At 65.6% G+C, this 20,585-nt stretch carries 19 protein-coding genes; 6 read left to right on the top strand and 13 right to left on the bottom strand.

What is annotated here, in order from left to right:
* The first annotated feature begins 9 nt into the window (after positions 1–9).
* On the top strand, positions 10–438 hold the full coding sequence (locus tag HNP98_RS12305; RefSeq protein WP_173810369.1) for a hypothetical protein: 429 nt from the start codon (positions 10–12) through the stop codon (positions 436–438).
* 102 nt (positions 439–540) lie between these two features.
* On the opposite strand, the gene HNP98_RS12300 is transcribed toward HNP98_RS12305, so the two are convergent.
* Both HNP98_RS12300 and HNP98_RS12295 read right to left on the bottom strand, forming a co-directional pair.
* Positions 541–1,071, bottom strand: a complete 531-nt coding sequence (locus HNP98_RS12300) for a DUF2911 domain-containing protein (protein ID WP_246275105.1) — start codon at positions 1,069–1,071, stop codon at positions 541–543.
* Positions 1,072–1,281: 210 nt separating this feature from the next.
* On the bottom strand, positions 1,282–2,040 hold the full coding sequence (locus tag HNP98_RS12295; RefSeq protein WP_173810368.1) for a hypothetical protein: 759 nt from the start codon (positions 2,038–2,040) through the stop codon (positions 1,282–1,284).
* A 181-nt stretch (positions 2,041–2,221) separates the two neighbouring features.
* Between HNP98_RS12295 and HNP98_RS12290 the strand changes: the two genes are divergently transcribed.
* Positions 2,222–3,091 carry a class I SAM-dependent methyltransferase gene (locus tag HNP98_RS12290; protein WP_173810367.1) on the top strand — a complete coding sequence of 290 codons (870 nt, stop codon included), beginning with the start codon at positions 2,222–2,224 and terminating at the stop codon, positions 3,089–3,091.
* A 220-nt stretch (positions 3,092–3,311) separates the two neighbouring features.
* Complete coding sequence (locus HNP98_RS12285) at positions 3,312–4,877, top strand: NAD(P)/FAD-dependent oxidoreductase (protein WP_173810366.1); 1,566 nt, start codon at positions 3,312–3,314, stop codon at positions 4,875–4,877.
* A gap of 70 nt (positions 4,878–4,947) precedes the next feature.
* Here the strand turns inward: HNP98_RS12285 and HNP98_RS12280 are convergent, their stop codons facing one another.
* A complete protein-coding gene (locus HNP98_RS12280) occupies positions 4,948–5,277 on the bottom strand; it encodes a hypothetical protein (RefSeq protein WP_173810365.1) in 330 nt (109 codons plus the stop codon).
* Positions 5,278–5,529: 252 nt separating this feature from the next.
* Here HNP98_RS12280 and aspA point away from each other — a divergent pair, with 252 nt between their 5' ends.
* Positions 5,530–6,936: an aspartate ammonia-lyase gene (gene aspA / locus HNP98_RS12275; protein ID WP_173810364.1), complete on the top strand. Its 1,407-nt coding sequence runs from the start codon at positions 5,530–5,532 to the stop codon at positions 6,934–6,936.
* 124 nt (positions 6,937–7,060) lie between these two features.
* Here the strand turns inward: aspA and HNP98_RS12270 are convergent, their stop codons facing one another.
* The 3 genes from HNP98_RS12270 to mnmA form a co-directional block, all read right to left on the bottom strand.
* Positions 7,061–8,737, bottom strand: coding sequence for a S8 family peptidase (locus HNP98_RS12270; protein WP_173810363.1), 1,677 nt, complete (start codon positions 8,735–8,737; stop codon positions 7,061–7,063).
* A gap of 133 nt (positions 8,738–8,870) precedes the next feature.
* The gene (locus HNP98_RS12265; RefSeq protein ID WP_173810362.1) at positions 8,871–9,635 is read right to left on the bottom strand and encodes a hypothetical protein; all 765 of its coding nucleotides are present in this window, start codon (positions 9,633–9,635) and stop codon (positions 8,871–8,873) included.
* 168 nt (positions 9,636–9,803) lie between these two features.
* Positions 9,804–10,958 (bottom strand): tRNA 2-thiouridine(34) synthase MnmA, encoded by a 1,155-nt coding sequence (mnmA, locus tag HNP98_RS12260; protein WP_173810361.1) that lies wholly within the window; start codon positions 10,956–10,958, stop codon positions 9,804–9,806.
* 222 nt (positions 10,959–11,180) lie between these two features.
* On the opposite strand from mnmA, the gene HNP98_RS12255 reads away from it, so the two are divergent.
* Positions 11,181–11,825, top strand: coding sequence for a beta/alpha barrel domain-containing protein (locus HNP98_RS12255; RefSeq protein WP_173810360.1), 645 nt, complete (start codon positions 11,181–11,183; stop codon positions 11,823–11,825).
* A 207-nt stretch (positions 11,826–12,032) separates the two neighbouring features.
* Positions 12,033–12,890 carry a redoxin domain-containing protein gene (locus HNP98_RS12250; RefSeq protein ID WP_173810359.1) on the top strand — a complete coding sequence of 286 codons (858 nt, stop codon included), beginning with the start codon at positions 12,033–12,035 and terminating at the stop codon, positions 12,888–12,890.
* Positions 12,891–13,031: 141 nt separating this feature from the next.
* On the opposite strand, the gene trmB is transcribed toward HNP98_RS12250, so the two are convergent.
* From trmB to HNP98_RS12215, 7 genes are all read right to left on the bottom strand, one after another.
* The gene (trmB, locus tag HNP98_RS12245) at positions 13,032–13,697 is read right to left on the bottom strand and encodes a tRNA (guanosine(46)-N7)-methyltransferase TrmB (RefSeq protein ID WP_173810358.1); all 666 of its coding nucleotides are present in this window, start codon (positions 13,695–13,697) and stop codon (positions 13,032–13,034) included.
* A gap of 81 nt (positions 13,698–13,778) precedes the next feature.
* On the bottom strand, positions 13,779–15,092 hold the full coding sequence (locus HNP98_RS12240) for a bifunctional folylpolyglutamate synthase/dihydrofolate synthase (protein WP_173810357.1): 1,314 nt from the start codon (positions 15,090–15,092) through the stop codon (positions 13,779–13,781).
* A gap of 94 nt (positions 15,093–15,186) precedes the next feature.
* Complete coding sequence (locus HNP98_RS12235) at positions 15,187–16,101, bottom strand: hypothetical protein (RefSeq protein ID WP_173810356.1); 915 nt, start codon at positions 16,099–16,101, stop codon at positions 15,187–15,189.
* A gap of 129 nt (positions 16,102–16,230) precedes the next feature.
* Positions 16,231–16,647, bottom strand: a complete 417-nt coding sequence (locus HNP98_RS12230; RefSeq protein WP_173810355.1) for an ExbD/TolR family protein — start codon at positions 16,645–16,647, stop codon at positions 16,231–16,233.
* A 97-nt stretch (positions 16,648–16,744) separates the two neighbouring features.
* The gene (locus tag HNP98_RS12225) at positions 16,745–17,452 is read right to left on the bottom strand and encodes a MotA/TolQ/ExbB proton channel family protein (protein WP_173810354.1); all 708 of its coding nucleotides are present in this window, start codon (positions 17,450–17,452) and stop codon (positions 16,745–16,747) included.
* Positions 17,453–17,458: 6 nt separating this feature from the next.
* Positions 17,459–18,706, bottom strand: coding sequence for an HU domain-containing protein (locus HNP98_RS12220; protein WP_173810353.1), 1,248 nt, complete (start codon positions 18,704–18,706; stop codon positions 17,459–17,461).
* 126 nt (positions 18,707–18,832) lie between these two features.
* Positions 18,833–20,578 (bottom strand): TonB-dependent receptor, encoded by a 1,746-nt coding sequence (locus tag HNP98_RS12215; RefSeq protein ID WP_173810352.1) that lies wholly within the window; start codon positions 20,576–20,578, stop codon positions 18,833–18,835.
* Positions 20,579–20,585: the final 7 nt, after the last annotated feature.

The following is a 20,585-nucleotide window of genomic DNA, read 5'->3' as shown; positions in this document are numbered from 1 at the left end:
ATTCCCTACATGAACGCAATTCTTACCCGCGGGGCCCTGTTCCTCCTCGCCCTGACTGTGGCCGGGCAACTGGCCGGCTGCAAAAAAAACGACGACGCCTGCGCCGAAAACGAGTTTTTTGCGGCCGTCGTCACCGCGCCCACGAAGGGCGCGGGACAGGCCGGGGTGCCGCTGGAAATCAAAACCACCGTGGCCCTGGGCACGCCCAGCTGCATCGAGCTGCGCCAGTTCCAGGAAACCCCGGCGGGCGCGGGCAGCACCACCCTGTTTGTGCGGCCGGTGGGCTACTACGCCAAGTGCGCCTGCACCGGCGAAACGGCCGCGCCCCGGGCCCTGTCGTACTACTTCACGGCCAAGCAGGCCGGTAAATACCTGATAAAATTCACGAGCACCACCGACGGCACCGCGTTTCTGACCGATACCGTGACCGTCCGCTAATTGCGGACCACGCCCGACGGGGCCCCGTGCGGGCAAATAAAAAGCGCCGGCCCGCTGCGGGCCGGCGCTTTTCGTGGCACCAGATAAGAACGGCCGGGGCCCCTACTTCACCGTGAAATCTACCTCGGTCGTGTCCCACTTCAGGGCCACGGTGCCGGTTTTGGCCACGGCGATTTCGAACAGCTCGACCGGGGCGGCGAGCTTTTTGGCCGGCACCGTGACGCGCAGCGCGTCGTCGGCCGCGTTGTACTTGAAGGCGCCCCACTGATTGGGCACCTTGCTGAAAACGACCGTCCAGGTGGTGGCGGTGGGGATGGTGAACAGGCCGTACTTGCCGGCGGGCAGCGGCTTGCCGTCGATTTTCACGGCCTTGTCCACCGTGAACGTGGTGGCCTCGTTGGCCCCCGTGCGCCACACCTTGCCGTAGGGCTCCAGCTCGCCGAACGCCTTGCGGCCCTTCAGCGAGGGCCGGCTGTAGTCGATGGTGACGGTGGTGCCGTTTACCACGGCGCTGGCGGTGGCCGGCGGGCTGGGCCGCTTGGACTTGTCTTCCGGCATTTTGTCCTGGGCCCGCGCGGCGGCGGCAACGAGGAGCAGGGCGGCCAGGGCCGGGGCAAACGAACGAACGAACATGGTGCTGGGGGATGGGGTGAATACGCCCGCAAGATATAAGGTTGGCCGTTGGTTCGGGGCGTTGACTCCAACGGCGATAAGCGCGGCCGCCTGCCTAGTGAACAAGCTTTCGAACTGCTTCCGCCCACCCCACTGCTGCTAACTCATCTTTACGAATTGCACTAAAAGATCAACTGAGGTAAGAAACAACTTTTCACCCAATTCCTGAAATTATTTCTGCTGCTTTCCGGTGCTGGCTTCCTCGTACCATTTCCCTTTAATAAAACAGTACGGGGTGTTATCCAAAGCTATAAACGGTACCTTTTCCTTAGTGCTCAGCTTAATTATTTGTTTCGTTTTCGGGTCAGTAACATAAAAAGGTCCGGCGATTTTTTTCTGGGCACTGGAAAAGATTTGGCGGGCCGGGTCAAAGCCCGTAATTAATTGCTTGGCGGTGGTATGATTGGTAGCAGGGGCACTCTGGGAACGGCTTTCGTCGTGAATGATGAATTTGACCTGGTAATTATTCGCATTGGTGCCCAAGAGGAATAGTCGTGCTTCAAACAGCTCGTATTCGTCCGGGTTGCCGAGTACATGGGTTAGGTTTCTCACGTCGTAGCTGCGAAAGGTTCTCGCTTTCAGCGCCTGCTGCAACTTGCCTTTATCGACGCAGAACAGGACCGTGTTCCCCAGTCCTTCGTTAGACCCGGCCCGAACGGCGTAGGCAACCTGCAAAAACCGTTGGCCTACCGCCTTAACCTGGTCAAGAGCCCAGCAATCGTATAGAAACACTGTATCCAGTGAGCAAATAATTGCTAATGCGTTAACGGAGGGTCGCGGCATTACTCGCACCTGCACAGAAGCCCCGTCGAAGGAATGCAAGTAATAAGTTTGCGCACCAACGCTACTGACCCAGGAGCTTGCAACCAATAATAGAAATAATGTAGGAAATTTTAGCAATTTTCTAAACAGCATCATGGCAATAAACACATACAAACGAATAATTAAACAAAAGAAAATTTTAATTTATTAAGTTAAAGTTATATATTTACAAATATCTACTTAGGTAGAAATAATTAACCTCAACAATTACTTCGGTAAGTATCATACTATAAGTAGGTCTGGGGGATAAGGCTGGTTAAGTATTGTTTTTCTTCTTAATTCAAATCTCATGCTTTCAAAAATTACTCCGTTTCTGCGTTCGGACGCCGACGTGCAAGTGCAAGAACATTACGTGGAAATACCCATCCGTTCTGCCTCCGAAGGCTTGCGGGCCAATGCGTACTATTTCAACCACCCGGAGTGGGCGCAGGAATACCTCACCTACTGCCACCGGAGCGAGTCGTTTCGCAGCCGGTGGCAGGCGGCGTTGGGCGACTGGACCGACAAAGTGGTGGTGGACATCGGTTGCGGGCCGGGCAACGTATTTGCTACCCTCCAGGGCAAACCCAAGCTGCTCATCGGCGTCGACGTAGCGCCCGGCTCGTTGGAGTTGGCCAAGCAGCTGGGCTACACTACCGTGCTCGCCGACGCAACGTCGCTGCCCTTCGTGTCGGGCTTTGCCGACATCGTGGTGCTCAACGCGGCCCTGCACCACTGCGAAGACATGGCGGCGGTGCTCGCCGAAGCGGCCCGCCTGGTGAAGCCCGGGGGCTTGCTCGTGACCGACCACGACCCGCAGCGCAGCGCCTGGGACTACAAGGGAATGGCCAAGCTGCTTTGGGACGGGCGGCTTATTCTGTACAAGCTCACGGGCCGCGGCTTCCACAAAACCGACAGCCAGCAGCAATGGGGGCTGGCTTGCGAGCTGCACCACAAGCCGGGGCACGGGGTAACGAAGGAGATGTTCCAAGGCACGTTGCAGCCAATGGGCTTTGAAGTGGCGGTGTACCCCCACAACCACGAACTGGGCGCGGAGGTGCTGCAAGGGCGCAAAGGAAAAGCCGAGCTAAAATACCGGCTGGGCAACCTGCTCTCGGGCCGTAACCCTGGCTCCGACGACAGCGCCCTGACGCTCATGTGCGTAGCCCACCGCAATTAGCAGCGGCGCGCGTGCAGTGGGGCACAGTGCCGTCGTGGTAGCGCGACTTCACCCGCACCCCCCCGAAGTGGCGCGCTTAACGACCATTGAACGGCGGTGTAGAGGCTGTTCATTTTGCGTGTAACACGTTTCGCGTGCGGATTGACGTGGCACCGGCCAAAACCCGCTGTCCGTGCCGACCTTTGCGGGCCGAAGGATAACTACCTTCCGCCCCCGCCACATGAAGCAAGAACTGGAAATACTGCTGCCGCCCGAGGTGGCCTTTGACGAGTTTGCCCGCTACGAGGCCATCCTGCGGCAGGCCGGCCTGCGGCCCGGCGAGGCCGATTTCGTGCATTTGCGCAAGCGCTCGATTGACGCGCGGGGGCGGCAGCCGCTGGTGCGCCTGCGGGCCGACGTGTACCGCGGGGCCCCGCCGGCGGAGCTGTTCGGGCCCTGGTTTCGTTACCCGGGCGTGGCCCAGGCCCGGCGCACGGTGCTCGTCGTGGGGGCCGGGCCGGCGGGGCTGTTCGCCGCCCTGCGCTGCATCGAGCTGGGCCTTAAACCCGTCGTGCTGGAGCGCGGCAAAGACGTGCGGGCCCGCCGCCGCGACCTGGCCGCCCTCAACAAAGAGCAGACCGTGGACCCCGACTCGAACTACTGCTTCGGCGAGGGCGGGGCGGGCACCTATTCCGACGGCAAGCTTTACACCCGCGCCACCAAGCGCGGCGACGTGGGCCGGGTGCTGCGCCGCCTGGTGCAGCACGGGGCCACGCCCGACATCCTGGTCGACGCCCACCCCCACATCGGCACCAACAAGCTGCCCGCCGTGGTGCAGGCCCTGCGCGAGGCCATCACCGGCGCGGGCGGCGAGGTGCGCTTCGGGGCCCGGGTGACGGATTTTATCCTGGAAAACAACCGGCTGCGCGGCGTGGTGCTGGCCGACGGCGCGGCCCTGACGGCCGACGCCACGGTGCTGGCCACCGGCCACTCGGCCCGCGACATTTACGAGCTGCTGCACCGGCGCGGGGTGCTCATCGAGGCCAAGCCCTTCGCCCTGGGCGTGCGCGTGGAGCACCCCCAGGAGCTGATTGACCGCGCCCAGTACCGCCGGCCCGCGCGCGGGCTGCTGCCGGCCGCCTCCTACGCCCTGGTGCAGCAAACCGAGGTGCAGGGCCGCCAGCGGGGCGTGTTTTCGTTTTGCATGTGCCCGGGCGGCTTCATCGTGCCCGCGGCCACGGCCCCCGGCGAGGTGGTGGTGAACGGCATGAGCCCCAGCCGCCGCGACTCGCGCTTTGCCAACTCGGGCATCGTGGCGGCCGTGGAATTAGAGGACCTCGACGTGGCGCAGCACGGGGCCCTGGCCGGCCTGCGCTTCCAGCAGGCGCTGGAGCAGCGGGCCTGCCAGGCGGCCGGCGGCACCCAGCGGGCCCCGGCCCAGCTGCTGGGCGATTTTCTGAAGAACAAACCCTCCATCCAGCTGCTCGAAACCTCCTACCAGCCCGGCCTGGTGCCGGTGCGCATGGACGACGTGCTGGGGGCCCCGCTGGCCGAGCGCCTGCGCCAGGGCTTCGCCAGCTTCGGCCGCAAAATACCCGGCTACGCCACCAACGCCGCCCAAATCGTGGGCGTGGAAAGCCGCACCTCGTCGCCGGTGCGCATCCCGCGCGACCAGCACACCTTGCAGCACCCGGTGGTGCGGGGCCTGTTTCCGTGCGGGGAGGGCGCGGGCTACGCCGGCGGCATCGTGAGCGCCGCCATGGACGGCGAACGGGTGGCCGAAGCCGTGGCCGCGCTGCTGGATTAAGAGAGCATTCATCGATGCAAAAAGGCCGTCAAGCTGAGCTTGACGGCCTTTATTTTAACAAAATCTGCTCCTAAGCCTTCTCGACGGCTTTTTCGTAGGCGCGCCAGTCTAGTTCGCCGCTGTCCTTCTTGCGCAGGAAGTAGCTCTGCTCGTCGTCTTTGTTCTTGCCAAAGGTGAGGTCGCCGCGGCAGCTCAAACACTTTATGGAGGTGTACTTGAACTTGCCCTGGGCCACGCGGCTGGTCAGGTCGAGGTTGTCGGAGCCGCAGAGGCCGCAGGCGGCCACGTCGGGGAAGCTCAGGCGGTCGTACTCGGCCACGGTTTCGTGGAAGTTGCTGCCCTGCACGGTGAAGTGAAACTGGCGGCGGCCAATGCGCTTGGTAATCATCATTTGCAGCATAACACGCGGGTTTTGGTACGATTTACTAACCGGTAAGTGCCGCCATTAGTGCGCGGCGGCGCTAATTTAGGGCTTTATTTTCTTACTAATATTAGTAATCGAGGCCCCTTGGCTAATATTTTTGGCCACAGGGAAGCCGAGGCCCTGGCCCGGGTGGCCCGGCGGGGCCCGCCCGGGCCAAAGCGGGCGGTCCGGGCGGGTTTTGCGTAGAAGCGCTACCGTTCCCTTTTCTTCTCTCCTCCCCTTCCCAGCATGAGCACCAACCGCATCGAGCACGATTTTCTGGGCGAGCGCAGCCTGCCCAACGACGTGTACTACGGCATCCAGACGCTGCGGGCCCTGGAAAACTTCCGCATCACGGGCATCCCCATCCAGTCGGAGCCGCTGTTTGTGCAGGCCCTGGCCTTCGTGAAAAAAGGGGCCGCGCTGGCCAACAAGGAGCTGGGCGTGCTCGACGCCGGCATTGCCGACGCCATCGTAGCCGCCTGCGACCGGGTGGCCAGCGGCGCGTTCAACGACCAGTTCCGCACCGACATGATCCAGGGCGGGGCCGGCACGTCGGTGAACATGAACGCCAACGAGGTGATTGCCAACGTGGCCCTGGAGGCGCTGGGCCACCCCAAGGGGGCCTACCAGTACTGCCACCCCAACGACCACGTAAACCGCTCGCAGAGCACCAACGACGCCTACCCCACCGCCTTCCGCATCGCCCTCAACAACAAGCTCGTGGGCTACCGCGAGGCCCTCGCCCGCCTCGCCGAGGCCTTCGCCGCCAAGGGCGAGGAGTTTCGCAACGTGCTGAAGATGGGCCGCACCCAGCTCCAGGACGCCGTGCCGATGAGCCTGGGCGACGAGTTCCGCGCCTTCGCCACCAACCTGCGCGAGGAGCTGCTGCGCATCGACGACTCGCGCCGGCTCATCTGCGAAATCAACATGGGGGCCACCGCCATCGGCACCGGCGTGAACACGCCGCCCGGCTACGCGGGCCTCGTCACGCAGCACCTGCGGGCCGTGACGGGCCTGGACCTGCTGCTGGCCGGCGACCTCATCGAGGCCACCTACGACACGGGGGCCTACGTGCAGCTCTCGGGCGTGCTGAAGCGCACGGCGGTGAAGCTGAGCAAGATCTGCAACGACCTGCGGCTGCTCAGCTCGGGCCCCCGCTGCGGCTTCAACGAGCTGAACCTGCCGGCCTTGCAGCCAGGCTCCAGCATCATGCCCGGCAAGGTGAACCCGGTGGTGCCCGAGGTGGTGAACCAAACGGCCTTCTACGTCATCGGGGCCGACCTCACGGTGACGATGGCCGCCGAGGCGGGCCAGCTGCAGCTCAACGTGATGGAGCCGGTGATTTCCTTCGCCCTGTTCACCTCCATTTCGTACATGACCAACGCCTGCGACACGCTGCGCGAGAAGTGCGTGGCCGGCATCACGGCCAACGCCGCGCACGCCGCCGCCCTGGTGTACAACAGCATCGGCATCGTCACGCAGCTCAACCCCGTGCTGGGCTACGAGGCCAGCGCCGGCCTCGCCAAAGAGGCCCTGGCCACCGGCAAGTCGGTGCACGACATCGCCGTAACCGAGCGCGGGCTCCTCACCCAGGCCAAGTGGGACGAGATTTTCACCTTTGAAAACCTGATTCGGCCGGTGTTCATGCAGTAAAGTTGGGCAGGCGGTTGGCGCGGGGCCCCGGCCCGCCGCGGGCGGCAATGACGCGGGCGGGGCCCGCGGCGTTGCCCGGCCGCGCCATTGCCGCGCCACCGTTGCTGCCTTGTCGTTCGATGGCCTACTGCTGCACGAAGCGCACCACCTGCTTTTGGCCGCCCCCGCTCACCTCGCACAGGTAAGTGCCCTTGGCCAGCGCCCCGGCGGAAACGCTGATTTCCTGGGGCCCGGCCGGGGCCACCGCCTGGCGGCGCACCACGGCCCCGCGGGCGTCGATGATGCGCACTTCCAGGGCCTGGCCCTGCAATTCGGCGGGCAGCACGAGCAGCAGCTGGCCGGTGCGCGTGGGGTTGGGGTAGAGCTGCACGCGAGCGGGCGGCGGGCCCAGCGGCACGGGCGGCACCAGGGTGGCGGCGTAGGCGTCGGCCGCCGCAAAGTCGGGGACGCCGTAGCCCAGCACGTTGTCGGGGGCGGTGGCCTGCGAGGCGGTGCGGGTGAGGGCCAAAATGATTTGCTGGGCCGACAGCCGCGGGTGGGCCTGCCAGAGGCCCGCCGCCAGCCCCGCCAGCTCGGGGCAGGCGTAGGACGTGCCGCTGCCGCGCACCACGGCCCCGGCCGCCGTCACCACCGCGCTGGCCACGCCCATGGCCGCGAGCGTGGGCTTGAGGCGCCCGTCGGCCGTGGGCCCGTAGGAGCTGAAGCTGGCGTGGCGGCGCAGCGAATCGACGGCCCCGACGGAAATGATGGAGTCGGCGTCGGCCGGCACCGACACGTAGTGCCAGGCGCTGGCCCCTTCGTTGCCGGCGGCGCTCACCACCAGCATGCCCACGCGGGCGGCGATGGCGGCGGCCTGCGAGCCGATGGCCGTGCGCCCGTCCAGGTCGGCGTAGGTGTGGGGCGCGGCGGGCGGGTCGAACGAGGTGTAGCCCAGCGACGAGCTGATGACGTCCACGCCCGCCGAGTCGGCGTATTCGGCGGCGGCCAGCCAGTTGGCTTCCTCCACCGGCCGCTCCGAGTTGGCGTCTTCGGTGATGCAGAGGTGGAACGAAGCGCGCGGGGCCGTGCCCACGAACACGCCCGCCTGCTCGCCGCCAATCAGCGAGAAGCAGTTGGTGCCGTGGCTGTTGCGCACGTACACCTGCGGGCCGCCGTCCACGAAGTTGCGGGTGCCGAGCACGCGCTGCTGGGCGAACACGGGTTGCAGCGGCACCACGGCGTCGGCCCCCGGAAAGCCGGCGTCGAAGACGGCAATTTGCATTCCTTCGCCCCGGTAGCCGGCGTCGTGCATGGCCACGGCCCCGATGAGCTGGTCCTGGGCGAAGGTTTTGCCGTAGTCGGGGCGCGTGCCCAGCACGAGGGTTTGCTGGGCGGTTTGGGCCAGCGTGGGCGCGGCCGGCGGGACCGCCGGGCGGGGGCCCCGGCTGAGGGTGGTGGCCTGGCGCACGGCGGGCAGGGCCTGCACACGGGCCAGCACGGCGGAGTCGCAGGCCACCAGCACGGCGTTTAGCCAGCGCGACGGGTACACAACCTGGGCCCCGGCCACGGCCCGCACCTGGGCCAGGTAGGCGGGGCTCACCGGCAGGTCGCGGGGAGTGACGGCGATGCCCTGGCGCTGCCGCCGCGCCACGGCGCGGGCCGACAAAAACGCCGCCGGCTGGCCCACCTGGTACGGCGTACCGGCCTTGTCGCGGAAGTACACCAGGTGGCGGCGCACCGTGCCCTGGGCCACTGCCGGGGCCATTTCGCCCAGCAGCACCGCTCCCACCAGGGCCAGGGCCCGCAACCAAAACGCACGCATATAATTCGAATTAATTGTTCTGTTGTTGGTGGTTAAATTGTTGGTTGTTTTGGAAGGATCGGGCGTTAATCGTTCGGAAACAACTCAACAATTAATACTAACCCCTAAGCCCCCAACCAGCAACCCATCGCTTCTACAGCTTGCCGGCGTCAATCAGGGTTTCGCGGTGCACGGCCCCGCTGGTGGCGCGGTAGCCGTTGCGCACGCAAGCGCCGGCCCCGGGCACCTGGAAGCTCAGGCTGACGCGGCGGCGTAGCACGGGGCCCACCCCGCGGGCCAGCACCTGCTGGTAGCCCACCAGGTTGCACTGGTCGTCGGCGGCGGCCGCGCCGGCGTCGCTCACGGTGGCGGTGGCGTCGTAGGCGCGGGCGGTGCCGCCGGCTACAGGCACAGTCAGGGCCTGGCCCACGCGGTCGTAGCGCCGGTTCTGGGCGTTCACGGTGTCGGCCGGGGGCAGGGTGATGCTGCTGAAGCCCTGGTAGGCGTTGAAGTTCCAGAGGTAGTTTTCGCGCACCGGAAACACGGCCTCCACCGTGCGCCGGTTGCCGCGGTTCAGCACCACGGCGTTAGGGGTCACGCTCAGGGCAAAGGTGCTGTCGGGGGCCCAGGCGGCGCTGGCGGTGGCGCGGCGGGCGTGCTCCACGCGGTAGGCGAGCTGGCCGGCGGCGTCGGTGTACGTGCCCGTAATGGCCTCGCGCACCTGGTAGGGCGCGGGCACCGCGGCCACGGCGTTGGCCCACACGGTGTCGTTCACCTGGTAAGCGCGGTAGGTGCCCACCACCACCGGGTAGTAGTCGTTGCCCAGGTCGGGCGCGGCGGCGTCCTTGTTGCTGCAACCGGCCAGCAGCAGGGCCCCGGCGGTGCTGGCGGCGGCCATAATTGTATAGAGCAAACGCATAAAATATAATAGGCTAACAAATTGAAAACCAAACGACAGGCAATATCAATGGGTGAGCGTTGGCAATGAATGAAAATTTCTCAAGCAAAAACGAGGCAACAACCATAATCGGCCCCGATTTCTCCTTGAGAATTCCTCGTTCTTCACGCCTCGTTTTTAATTACGCGGTTACTTACTTGCCGCCAGGGCAAAAGGTACGGGAAATTCGCCGATGACGTGGCGCTCAATCCAGCCGCCGCCCAGCACGTCGTCGCCTTCGTAAAACACGGCCGCCTGGCCCGGCGTGATGGCGTGCACGGGCTCCTCGAAATACACGTGGATTTTACCGGCCACTTCTTCCAGGAACGCGGGGGCCCCGTCGTGGTTGTAGCGCACTTTCACCACGGCCGGCACCAGGCCGCGCCCTTCCAGGGTGGCGTACTTGCCGGGGTTGAGCTGGCCCACCACGGTGGCCGTGCTGGCCAGCTCGTCGTAGTTGCCCAGCACCACCTCATTGGTGTCGGGCCGAATTTCCGTGACGTAGGCCGGGAAGCCCAGCGCGATGCCCAGCCCCTTGCGCTGCCCGATGGTGTAAAACGGGTAGCCCTCGTGGCGGCCCAGCTCGGCCCCATGGCGGTCCACGAAGCGGCCGCCGGCCACGCGGGCCTCCAGGCCCGGCACGCGCCGGCGCAGGAAGCCCCGGTAATCGTTGTCGGGGATGAAGCAGATTTCGTAGCTCTCGGGCTTGTTCACCAGCGCGGTGAAGCCGCGGCGGCGGGCCTCGTCGTAAATCGCGGTTTTGCGCAGCTGGCCCAGCGGAAACAGCGTGCGGCCCAGGCTGGCCTGGCTCACGCCCCACAGCGCGTAGCTCTGGTCCTTGTGGTCGTCCAGGCCTTTGCTGACCACGAAGCGGCCGGTAGCCGCATCTTGCCGCACCTGGGCGTAGTGGCCGGTGGCGATGAACTGGCACCCGAGCTGGTCGGCGCGGCGCAGCAGCGCGTCCCACTTGATGTGGGTGTTGCAGAGCACGCAGGGGTTGGGCGTGCGCCCGGCCAGGTACTCGTCGGTGAAGTTGTTGATGACAAAATCGCCGAACTCCTCCCGGATGTCGATGATGTAGTGCGGGAAGCCCAGGTCCACGGCAATCTGCCGGGCGTCGTTGATGCTGTCCAAGGAGCAGCAGCCGGTTTCCTTTTTCGACCCGCCCGCCGAGGCGTAGTCCCAGGTTTTCATGGTCATGCCGACCACTTCGTAGCCCTGCTCGTGCAGGAGCACGGCGGCCACCGACGAGTCGATGCCACCGCTCATGGCCACGAGCACGCGGCCTTTGGGGTTGTTTTCCATTTAGTTCTGAACAGCACCCGAAAGGTGAATGGTTTGGCTACCGTTCGAAACGCAAAGGTACGGCAGATAATAAGATGTGCTTAAATGTGGGAAATGTGGCAGCTGTGAAAATAGGCTTAAATGTGAAGGACGTAGGCAACTGAAAAATTGTCCGTGCGACCTTTGCCCCGGCATCATTTCCCGCAGCTGCCACATTCCTTCGCATCCTTCCCCTTCAAAGAAATGGCCCTTCGCATCCCCGTCCTCGTCCGCGGCATCAACAACTTATCCGACGCGCGCTACTGCGCCGGCATGGGGGCCGCCGGCCTCGTTTTCACCCTCGACCCCGAGCTGCCCGGGGCCATCGACCCGGCCACGGTGCAGGAGCTGGCCGGCTGGGTGGCGGGCGTGGCCCTCATCGGCGAGTTCGGCGATGCCGACCCCGAGCAGTTAATCGCCGTGGCCACGGCCTGCGGCCTGCACCAGGTGCTGCTGCACGACGCCCCCCTGTTCATCCCCGGCCTGCACCCGCCCCTGCCCTTCCCGGTGCTGCGCGAAACCGACCTCATCACCGCCCTCCAGGCGTTGATTGACCCCGAGCTGGCCCACGAGCTGCGCAGCGCCGACTTCGCCCCCGCCGGCGGGGCCCTGCTGGTCACGCTGCCCGCCGGGGCCGACCTCGTGGGCTGGCAGGACCAGCTGGCGGCCCTGGCCCGGCGTTTTCCGCTGTGGCTGGGCGGCGACTTTGCCGTGGCCGACCTGCCCGGCCTCGTGGACGCGGTGCGGCCCTACGGCCTTGTGCTGCGGGGCGGCGACGAGCTGAAGCCCGGCCTGCGTGACTTCGGCGGCCTGGAGGAACTGTTCGAGGCGCTGGAGGAGGTGGAGTAAGGGCCGCGGCACCCGGGGCCCGCCAAAAAAAGCAGGCGCGCGGCGGCGCGGCCGGAAAGGCAAAACCGTTGCCCAGCCAATGAGCGTCTTTCACCTAGTAATTCCGGTATTTTAGGGGGGAAAAGTAGATGTTCGGCAGGCAGGTGGCCGCGGCAGCAAACTGGCCGGTACTCCGGGAACGTAATTTTGCCCGACTTACAGCCCCCCATGAATTACTCTTTAGCCCTCGTTCTTGCCTCGGCCACCGTCCTCACCGGGCAGGCGCAAACCGTTAAAACCCGCCCGCCCGCCGCTTTGCTGGCGATGCAGGGCAACGCTGCCGCCCCGGCCCCCGCGCCGGCTTCGGTCCCGGCCCCGACCTACCGCCTGACGGGCCGGGTGTTTGACCCCGACGGCGAGCCCTTGCCGGGCGCCACGCTGCTGCTGAAAGGCACAAGCCAGGTGGTCAGCACCGACGCGACGGGCAGCTTTGCCCTGGACCTGCCCGTCCGCACCCTCAACACCCTGGTAGCGGGCTACGCCGGCTGCGACGACTTGGTACTGAACGTCGCGGCCAACCAGCCCCAGCTCAGCGTGCACCTGTCCCCGAGCTTGGATGAAGGCCTCGGCCGGGCCCTGCGCGTGGGCGACCTGGCCCCGGACTTTTACCTGCCGACCACCACCGGCGCGACCTTCAAGCTCAGCGAGCACCGCGGCCACCCCGTCGTGCTTTACTTCTACCCCAAAGACGGCTCGTCGGGCTGCACCAAGGAGGCCTGCTCGTTCCGCGACCAGTACGAGGATTTTACGGCCCTGGGCGCGGAAGTTATCGGCATCAGCTCGGACTCCGAACGCTCGCACCGCCAGTTCACCGCCAAGTACGACCTGCCGTTTCCGCTCCTCAGCGACAAAGGCGGGCAGCTGCGCAGCAAGTACGCCGTGCCCCGCGCCGTACTGGGCCTGCTGCCGGGCCGCGTCACCTACGTGCTCGACGGCGAAGGGCGCGTGCGCTACGTATTCAATTCCCTCAACGAAGCCACCGACCACGTAGCCAACGCTAAAACCATCCTGCGCGACATCCAGTAGCCCCGCACGGCCCAAGGCCATTTCCGGCCCGGCGCGCTCCTTGAAAACCCACGAAAAAGCGACGAATGAAAAACCTGTGAGCTAGGTTTTTCATTCGTCGCTTTCTCATTTTCGGCCCGGCACGTAATATTTGAGACTGCGCTAGCTCAGCCGGAAGCGCACGTACTTGATGGGTACGCCCACGGCGCGGTACTTGCCCTCGAAGTTGGTTTGGATGGCCTGGGCCTCGGCGAAGCCGGGGCCCGACTCGGCGTAAAGGTCGCGGGTCTGCGCGTCCACTACCGCACCCGGCCGGGCAGCCAGGATTTCCAAAGTGTAGTCGAACAATCCATCATTGTCGGTTTTGAGGTGCAGCGGGGCCCCGGGGGCCAGCAGCTCGGCGTATTGGTTGAGGAAGCGCGGTGCCGTGAGGCGGCGCTTGATGTCGCGGTCGCGCGGCCGCGGGTCGGGGAACGTAATCCAGATTTCGCCCAGCTCGCCGGGGGCAAACTGCGCCGTGAGGGCCTCGGCCCGGGCCCGCACGAAGCCCACGTTGGCCAGGCCCAGGGCGGCCGCGCGGGTGCTGCCCGACCACAACCGCTCGCCCTTGATGTCGAGGCCCAGGAAGTTGCGCTGCGGGTGGCGCTGGGCCAGGCCCACGGTGTACTCGCCCTTGCCGCAGCCCATTTCCAGGGTCAGCGGGTGGTGGTTGCGGAAGAAATCGGTTTGCCACCGGCCCCCTAAGGCTTCAAATTCGGGCTTGCCCGGCTCAATAATGTCGGGTCGGGTGGCATTATCGGCGAAGCGGTGAAGTTTTACGCGGGGCATTTTTTAAGCAGCAATGAACAAGTGTTGTAAAGATCGGCGCAACGCTGGTTCAAGTGCCAATCCTGCGCCGCCCCTGACGACTCATTCTTCATTAAAATCTACTTCGGCCACCACAAAAGTGCTGCCGCCGATAAACACCACGTCCTCCGGCGCGGCGGCGGCGCGGGCGGCGGCCACGGCGGCGGCCACCGGGCCGTAGGCCCGGCCCGGCCGGCCGGCCGCCGCGGCCAGGGCCGCCAGCTCGTCGGCCGGCAAGGCCCGGGGAATGTCGGCCTGGCAGAAGTAGTAAGTGGCCTCCACCGGCAGCAGAGGCAATATTTTGGTTACGTCCTTGTCGTTCACGGTGCCGATGACCAGGTGCAGCCGCTGGTGCGGCACGCGCAGCAGCTGCTGCACCACCAGGCGCAAGCCCGCTTCGTTGTGGGCCGTGTCGGCCACCACCAGCGGGCGGTGGCCGAGGATGCTCCAACGCCCGCGCAGGCCCGTCAGGGCCCCCACCTCGCGCAGGCCGCGGCGCACGGCGGCTTCGGGCAGGGCAAAGCCTTGGGCCCGCAGCGCGTCGAGGGCGGCCAATACGCCGGGCAGGTTCAGGGCCTGGTAGTCGCCGAGCAGGCCCAGGGCCACGCCCGACAGGTACGGGGCCCCGGCCCGGTCGAGGGCGAACAGCTGGGCGCCGGTCGGCGGGCCGCCGGCTGCCGCCGGTACCGGGCGGGCCCGGTACACCTGGTCGGCCCAGGTCAGGGGCGCGGCTTCGGCGGCGGCTTTGGCGGCGAATACGGCCGCCACTTCGGGCTGGGTCTGGCCGACCACCACCGGCACCCCGGGCTTGATGATGCCGGCTTTCTCGCCCGCAATTTCGGGCAGCGTATCGCCCAGCATCGCCTGGTGGTCGTAGCTGATGTTGGTGATGAGCGACACGAGCGGCGTAATGACGTTGGTCGAGTCGAGCCGCCCGCCCAGGCCCACCTCCACCACGGCGATGTCCACGGCTTCGTCGGCGAAGTACGAGAAGGCCAGGGCCACGCACATCTCAAAAAACGAGGGCTGCACATCGGCAAACAGCCCGCGCCATTTTTCCACCCAGGCCACCAGGTAGGCGGGGGCCAACTCCTGCCCGTTCAGGCGCACCCGCTCGGTGAACGCGCGCAGGTGCGGCGAGGTGTAGAGCCCCACCCGGTAGCCGGCGCTTTGCAGCACCGCCGCCAGCAGGTGCGCGCTGCTGCCCTTGCCGTTGGTGCCCGCCACGTGGATGCTGCGGAAGCGCCGCTCCGGGTGGCCCATGGCCACCATCAGGGCCTCCGTGTTGCCCAAGCCCTTTTTGAATGCCGCCGCCCCTACTCGCTGGTACATGGGCAGTTGTGCGTAGAGCCAGGCCAGGGTTTCTTCGTAAGTCATTTAGCAATTAACATTTAACATTTAACAATTTATAGTTGGCCAAACGGTCGAAACCCGACTATTAAATGACAACTGTTAATTGTTAAATGAGCAGCTACCGCACCGAGAATTTGAACGTGTAGTAGCCCGTGGCCCCGCCGCTGCCGCCGTTGGTGCGGCGGAAGCTGGCGTCCTGCAAGGCGTCGCGGCACAGCTTCTCCTGGGCCGGCGACACGTTGCCCGACACCTTGGCCACGCCTTCGACCTCACCGTCGGCGTTGATGTTGATTTTGAAGCGCACCACCCCGGAATTGTCGTCGATGGCCGTCACTTTCGGCGTCGAATCGAAAGCCCAGCCGCTCATTTCCAGGCCGGCCCCGTTGCCGTTGCCCCGGCCGCTGCCGCGCCCGCCGCCCGCGCCGTCGCCCCCGCCGCCGGGGCCGTACAATGCCTTGGCGTTGAGCGAGCCGCGCGGGTCGCCCTGGTCGCCCACGGTGCCGGGGCGGTCGCCGTTGTTGTTGCCGGTGGGCGCGTTGCTGGCGCCGCTTACGCCGTTGCCGCCGCCGGTGGCCGTGCCCCTGGGCGAGAACGTGACGGCCACCTTGCGGGCCGGCTTGGGCACTTCCTTCGCCTCCGCTTTGGGCGGGGCGGGCGTGGCCACGGCGGGGGCCGTTACGGGGCTCTCCTCGGCGTCGCTGGTGATGATTTTCTCGGCGGCCGGGGGCGTGGGCGCGGTTGGGGGCGCGGCCACGGGCGCGGCACGCGGCACGGGGGCCGCGGCGGGCGGGCGGCTGTCCTGGCGGTTGGGCGCGGCGCTGGCGCGGGCCGTCGTTTGCACGTTGCCCGCGCCGGCGGCGTCCAGGCCGTAGTTCAGCTCCACCCCGCCCCCGCCGGGCGTCGCAATTTCGTCGAGCGGCGGGTCGGGGCCCTTGAACACGGTGAAAATGAACAGCAGCGCCAGGGCCACGTGCAGGGCCACGGTGCCAATCAGGGCCTCGCGGCGGTGCTGTTCGGGATAGTCGAGGGCCATTTTTTTGAGCTGTTGGCTATTGGCGGTTAGCTGTTAGCTTTTTTTGCTGATGCTTAAACGGAGGCCGAAAGCCAGTGTTACCAACAGCTTTTGGCTGACACTTGAAGATAAGCAAACAGCTTGAATGAATCACTTGCCGGCCACCTGCTGGGCCTGGGTGGCCATGACCATTTTAATTTTCAGGCGGTTGCCGATTTCGAGGATGTCCACCAGTTTTTGCACGTTTTGCGAGGCGTCCACGCGCAGCACCACGGTGGGCGTGTCGAGGTTGTTCTTGCCGATGAGGGCCGTCAGCTCGGTTTCCAAATCGGCGGGCTGCACGGGCTTTTTGTTAACGAAGTAGGCCCCGGCCGCGTCCACCGACACGGTGATGGGCTGCTTCATCACCTGCTTGCTGCTTTTGGCGTTGGGCAGCAGCAGCTTGATGACGTTCGGGTTCACCATCGTGCTGACGATGAGGAAGAACAGCATCAAGAAAAACATGATGTCGTTCATCGAGCCCGTTTCGACGTGCGACGTCAGGCGATGGCGGCGGGAGAGGTTCACGGCTTTTAGCTGTTAGCTGACAGCCGTTAGCTATTAGCTTTCACCCGGTGCTTTAAAAAAGCTAACGGCTGACAGCTAATGGCTAACAGCTAAAAAATTAGTTGTCCTGCAAAATGTCCATGAACTCGATGGCCGAGTTCTCCATCCGAAACACCATGCGCTCGACCAAAATGCTGAGCCAGTGGTAGCCGGCGTGGGCAATGATGCCCACGATGAGGCCGGCGGCGGAGGTCACCATCTTGGTGTAGAGGCCCCCGGCAATCTGGGCGATGCCGAAGTCGCCGGTGGCGTTGATGGCGTAGAAAATCTTAATAACCCCGATAATGGTGCCCACAAAGCCCAGCATGGGCGCAATGCCGGCGATGATGCCCAAAATGTTGATGTTCTTTTCGAGGCGGGCGATTTCGATTTTGCCCACGTTTTCCACGCTGGCCTCGATTTCGGTGAGCGGCAGGCCCAGGCGGCGCAGGCCTTTTTCGACCATGCGGGCCAGCGGCGAGGGGTTTTGGGCGCAGAGCAGCTTGGCCCCCTGCACGTCGCCCTTCACCATCAGCGACTTGATGCCGTTCATGAACGGCTCGGGCTGTCCGCCGGCCTTGCGGATGGTGAGGTACCGCTCCAAGATGATGTACACCGTCACGAACAGGAGGATGAACAGGGGCAGCATAATCCAGCCCCCTTTCAGTATCAGGTCGAGCAGCGAAAGCCCGCCGCCGGCTTGGTTGGCCGCGTTCACGGCTTTGTTAACGGAGTCGGGCGCGGCCGACACGGCCGCGTTGGTTACCTGCAACAGGAAAATAGACATTCGGTGTTAATTAGCTAGAACCCAGAGGTCGGAGCCCAGGTGCGTGTGGGTGCGCATGCGTTGCGCCTCGCGTTGGGCCGTCGTTTTATCGGCGAAATCGTCGATGGATACCTTGATTTTGTGGCCGCTGAAGCGGGGCAGCACGACGCGCGAGCGGTGGCCCAGCTTCGCCAGCGTCCGCTGCTGCGCCTGCGCCGCGGCCAGCGTGCGGAAGCTGCCCCCCACAATGTAGTAACGGCCCGTGGGCCCTTTGATTGTAGTAGAAAACGCTGGCATGGCCTTGGCCGCCGGCGCAACCTTAGCCACCGGTGCTCTGGCCGCTGAAGCAACCTTGGCCACCGGAGTGGCCTTGGCTACCAGCGCGCCGGGTTTGGCCGCCGTTGTTCCGGGTTTGGCCACTGGTGCGACTTTCATCGCCGCAACCGCTGGCTCAGCTGCCGGAGCCGCTTCGGGGCGGGTGGTGACCCGGATGCCGTCGGGGGCCCTGGCCGGCAATACCAGGGAGTTGGCCTCGGCAAGCAAGGCCGCATCGGAGGCAGCAGCTTTCGCGAGGGCTGCCGGCGCGGGCTGGTTCCAAGCCTGCCGGGCCAGCCCGGCCTGCTGGGGCTCGGGGGCGGCGGGACGGGTAGCGGCCCACAACGGCACGCGGGCCTGCCAGGCGGCGGGCAGGTAGCCCGAATGCAAGGCAAACAGGTAATTGGCCGACACCACCAGCCCGGCCACCAGCCCCACGGCGGCGTAGCTGAGCAGGCGGCGGCGCGTGGGCCGGGCCGGGCGCAGTTGCGGAACCAACGGCGCGTGCGGGGCGCGGGGCCCCGCGCCCGCGCGGGCGGCGGCCCGCACGGGCCGGGCCGCCAGCACGGGCAAGCCGTAGGCCGCGGGCAGCACCACGTCGGTGCCAGTGTATTCGAACGACAGGCCGCGCCCGTCCGCCCGGCGGAAGATGCCGATGCCCGGCAGTTCGGTGCGGCTGGTGGCGTCGAGGTCGTGCTGCAAGCCGGCCACGGCGGTCCGCAGGGCCTCGCGGGCCTGGGCGGTGGGCACGCGCAGGTGCTGGGCCAGGGCGTCCACGAGCAGGCCGTCGTTGCGCGTCAGCGATTGGTTGAAGGCCAGCAGGCGGGCCGGGGGGCTCAGGGCGTGGCGGTTGGGCTGCACCCGGGCCGGCACCGCGTCGGCCACCAGGCCCCCAAAATCCGGGATAATCACGCAGTCGTGGTCGCGGAGCAGGGGGCGGATGTGGTCGGCGAGGTGCATGGGACTGTAGTGTTGAATTGTTGGTGGTTAAATTGTTGGCCGTTCTGGTTTATTTATTACTGGAATAACCCGATGCAATAAGCAACTCCTTAACAATCAAAAATTTAACAAACAGCAATTAAGCCATCAAAAAGCATAAGTCGCGCCGCCCAGCACGTTGATGCCCTTGACGGGGTAGCGGTAAAACTGCTGGTATTGGCGGTTGGCCAGGTTGTTACCCATCGCAAAGATGGATAAATTTGACGTAATGCGGTAGTCGGCGCGCAGGTTGAGGTCGTAGATGGGGGTGGTGGCGCGGTAGAAATCGGCGAGGCCGTTGGCGTAGCTGATGCCGTAGTTGGCCGAGTAAAAGTAGGTTTCCACGCCCAGCAGCAGCTTGTCTGACGCGTTGTAAGTGCCGAACACGGTGGCCTGGAACTCGGGCCGGCCAAAGGGCTGGGCCAGCGCGTGGGTGCCGTAGTAGTTGTAGTCGGCCCGGGCCCCGAGGCGGAGCTTGTCGCCGGCCGAGTACAGCGCCTCGCCGTGCACGTTGGCGTTGAAGGTGGCCCGGTCGTCGTACACCAAGTTGAACTTGTCCTGGTGCAGGGGGTCGTTGAGGTAGAAATACAGGTTTTTGTCGGTGCCGACGGTGAAGCGCCCGTTCAGCTCCAGGCCGCGGGCGGGGGCCGACGTGAAGCCCAGGTAGCCCGTGGGGCCCCGGCGGCTGTCGGCCACGAACACGTTGCGGTTCAGCCAGGGGTTTTCGGCCGTGAGGTCGTTGCGCGTCACGCGCTGGATGGCCCCGCCGAAGCCGCCGTACACGCTGAACTGGTCGGGCACCACGGCGTAGGTGGCGCGCAGGGCCGGGTACACGGCCCCGCGGCTCACGCCGTTGAGCGCATCGGACGAGTAGCCCAGCGTGAGGCCCAGCGACACGGCCAGGGGCCCCGCCGTGAACTCGTAGGCCGGGGTGGCCTGCACGAAGTTGCGCGTGCGGCTCAGCGAGTCCTGGTCGGTGATGAACGAGGCGTCGGCGTTCAGCCCGAAGCGGCTGGTGGTGCTCAGGGCGTAGCCGAGCCGGGCGTTGAGCAGCACGTTGCTCTCGGTGGCCGTGTAGTTGTCCTTCCAGTACTTGTAGCCCACGCCCACCTCGTACTGCAAGGCCGCGCCGGGGGCCTGGTTGCGGGCGTAGGCCCGGGCCCCCACCCGCGTAAACACCTGTTTAATGTCGCCGGCGTCGGGGGTGGGCAGCGGCAGCGGCGAGGCGGCCGGGCCCGTGTAGCCGTAGAAGTTGTAGCGCTCGCGGCTCACGTCGAGGGCCCCGCCGAAGGCCGCGTTGCCCTTGTACAGCTCGCCGGTGAGGGCCGCGCTGGTTTGCGACACGCCCGAGTTTTTGCCGTCCACGGGCCCGTTCAGCGAGTTCACGTGCTTGAGGTCGAGGCCGTAGCTGTGGTCGGCGCTGCGGGCGCTGTGCAGGTAGGCGCGGCCGTAAAAGGTGCCGTAGTTGCCGATGCCGGCCTTGAGGAAGTTGCCGTAGAGCGGCGTCAGCTCTTCCTGCTTGATGGTGAGCACCCGCACCGAGGGCACAAGGCGGTCGGGCGGCAGCCGGAAATCGGGGTAAGTGTAGGTCGCGGCCCGCGTCGACTTGGGCGGGGCGGGCACCGCGATTTTGTCGAAGTTGCGGGTGGCCGTGCCCAGTTCGTTCACGCGGTCCTTCACAATCTCAATCTCGGCTTCCTGAATGGTGCCGCCCTTGCGCGGCTTGGCGGGCTGGGCCTGCGCCGCCGCGGGCAGGGCCCCGGCCACGGCCGCCAACACCGCCGCGCCCACCAGCGGCGCACCTAAACGCTGGCTTAAACCACGGACTGAAAAATGCTTCATTAACAGATTCATAAGCAAA

The sequence above is a fragment of the Hymenobacter caeli genome, assembly GCF_013294115.1.
Taxonomy (GTDB): Bacteria; Bacteroidota; Bacteroidia; order Cytophagales; family Hymenobacteraceae; genus Hymenobacter; species Hymenobacter caeli.
Note: the sequence above shows the minus strand (reverse complement) of the source record. Positions and strands in the feature narration are given on the sequence as shown.

What these genes read in the sequence shown, in the direction of transcription:
- HNP98_RS12255 (WP_173810360.1), top strand. Translation starts at nt 11,181, where the DNA reads ATGGCCCTTCGCATCCCCGTCCTCGTCCGCGGCATCAACAACTTATCC.
- HNP98_RS12240 (WP_173810357.1), bottom strand. Translation starts at nt 15,092, where the DNA reads ATGACTTACGAAGAAACCCTGGCCTGGCTCTACGCACAACTGCCCATG.
- HNP98_RS12215 (WP_173810352.1), bottom strand. Translation starts at nt 20,578, where the DNA reads ATGAATCTGTTAATGAAGCATTTTTCAGTCCGTGGTTTAAGCCAGCGT.
- trmB (WP_173810358.1), bottom strand. Translation starts at nt 13,697, where the DNA reads ATGCCCCGCGTAAAACTTCACCGCTTCGCCGATAATGCCACCCGACCC.
- HNP98_RS12220 (WP_173810353.1), bottom strand. Translation starts at nt 18,706, where the DNA reads ATGCACCTCGCCGACCACATCCGCCCCCTGCTCCGCGACCACGACTGC.
- HNP98_RS12265 (WP_173810362.1), bottom strand. Translation starts at nt 9,635, where the DNA reads ATGCGTTTGCTCTATACAATTATGGCCGCCGCCAGCACCGCCGGGGCC.
- HNP98_RS12290 (WP_173810367.1), top strand. Translation starts at nt 2,222, where the DNA reads ATGCTTTCAAAAATTACTCCGTTTCTGCGTTCGGACGCCGACGTGCAA.
- mnmA (WP_173810361.1), bottom strand. Translation starts at nt 10,958, where the DNA reads ATGGAAAACAACCCCAAAGGCCGCGTGCTCGTGGCCATGAGCGGTGGC.
- HNP98_RS12270 (WP_173810363.1), bottom strand. Translation starts at nt 8,737, where the DNA reads ATGCGTGCGTTTTGGTTGCGGGCCCTGGCCCTGGTGGGAGCGGTGCTG.
- HNP98_RS12280 (WP_173810365.1), bottom strand. Translation starts at nt 5,277, where the DNA reads ATGCTGCAAATGATGATTACCAAGCGCATTGGCCGCCGCCAGTTTCAC.
- HNP98_RS12250 (WP_173810359.1), top strand. Translation starts at nt 12,033, where the DNA reads ATGAATTACTCTTTAGCCCTCGTTCTTGCCTCGGCCACCGTCCTCACC.
- HNP98_RS12285 (WP_173810366.1), top strand. Translation starts at nt 3,312, where the DNA reads ATGAAGCAAGAACTGGAAATACTGCTGCCGCCCGAGGTGGCCTTTGAC.
- HNP98_RS12300 (WP_246275105.1), bottom strand. Translation starts at nt 1,071, where the DNA reads ATGTTCGTTCGTTCGTTTGCCCCGGCCCTGGCCGCCCTGCTCCTCGTT.
- HNP98_RS12225 (WP_173810354.1), bottom strand. Translation starts at nt 17,452, where the DNA reads ATGTCTATTTTCCTGTTGCAGGTAACCAACGCGGCCGTGTCGGCCGCG.
- HNP98_RS12235 (WP_173810356.1), bottom strand. Translation starts at nt 16,101, where the DNA reads ATGGCCCTCGACTATCCCGAACAGCACCGCCGCGAGGCCCTGATTGGC.
- HNP98_RS12305 (WP_173810369.1), top strand. Translation starts at nt 10, where the DNA reads ATGAACGCAATTCTTACCCGCGGGGCCCTGTTCCTCCTCGCCCTGACT.
- aspA (WP_173810364.1), top strand. Translation starts at nt 5,530, where the DNA reads ATGAGCACCAACCGCATCGAGCACGATTTTCTGGGCGAGCGCAGCCTG.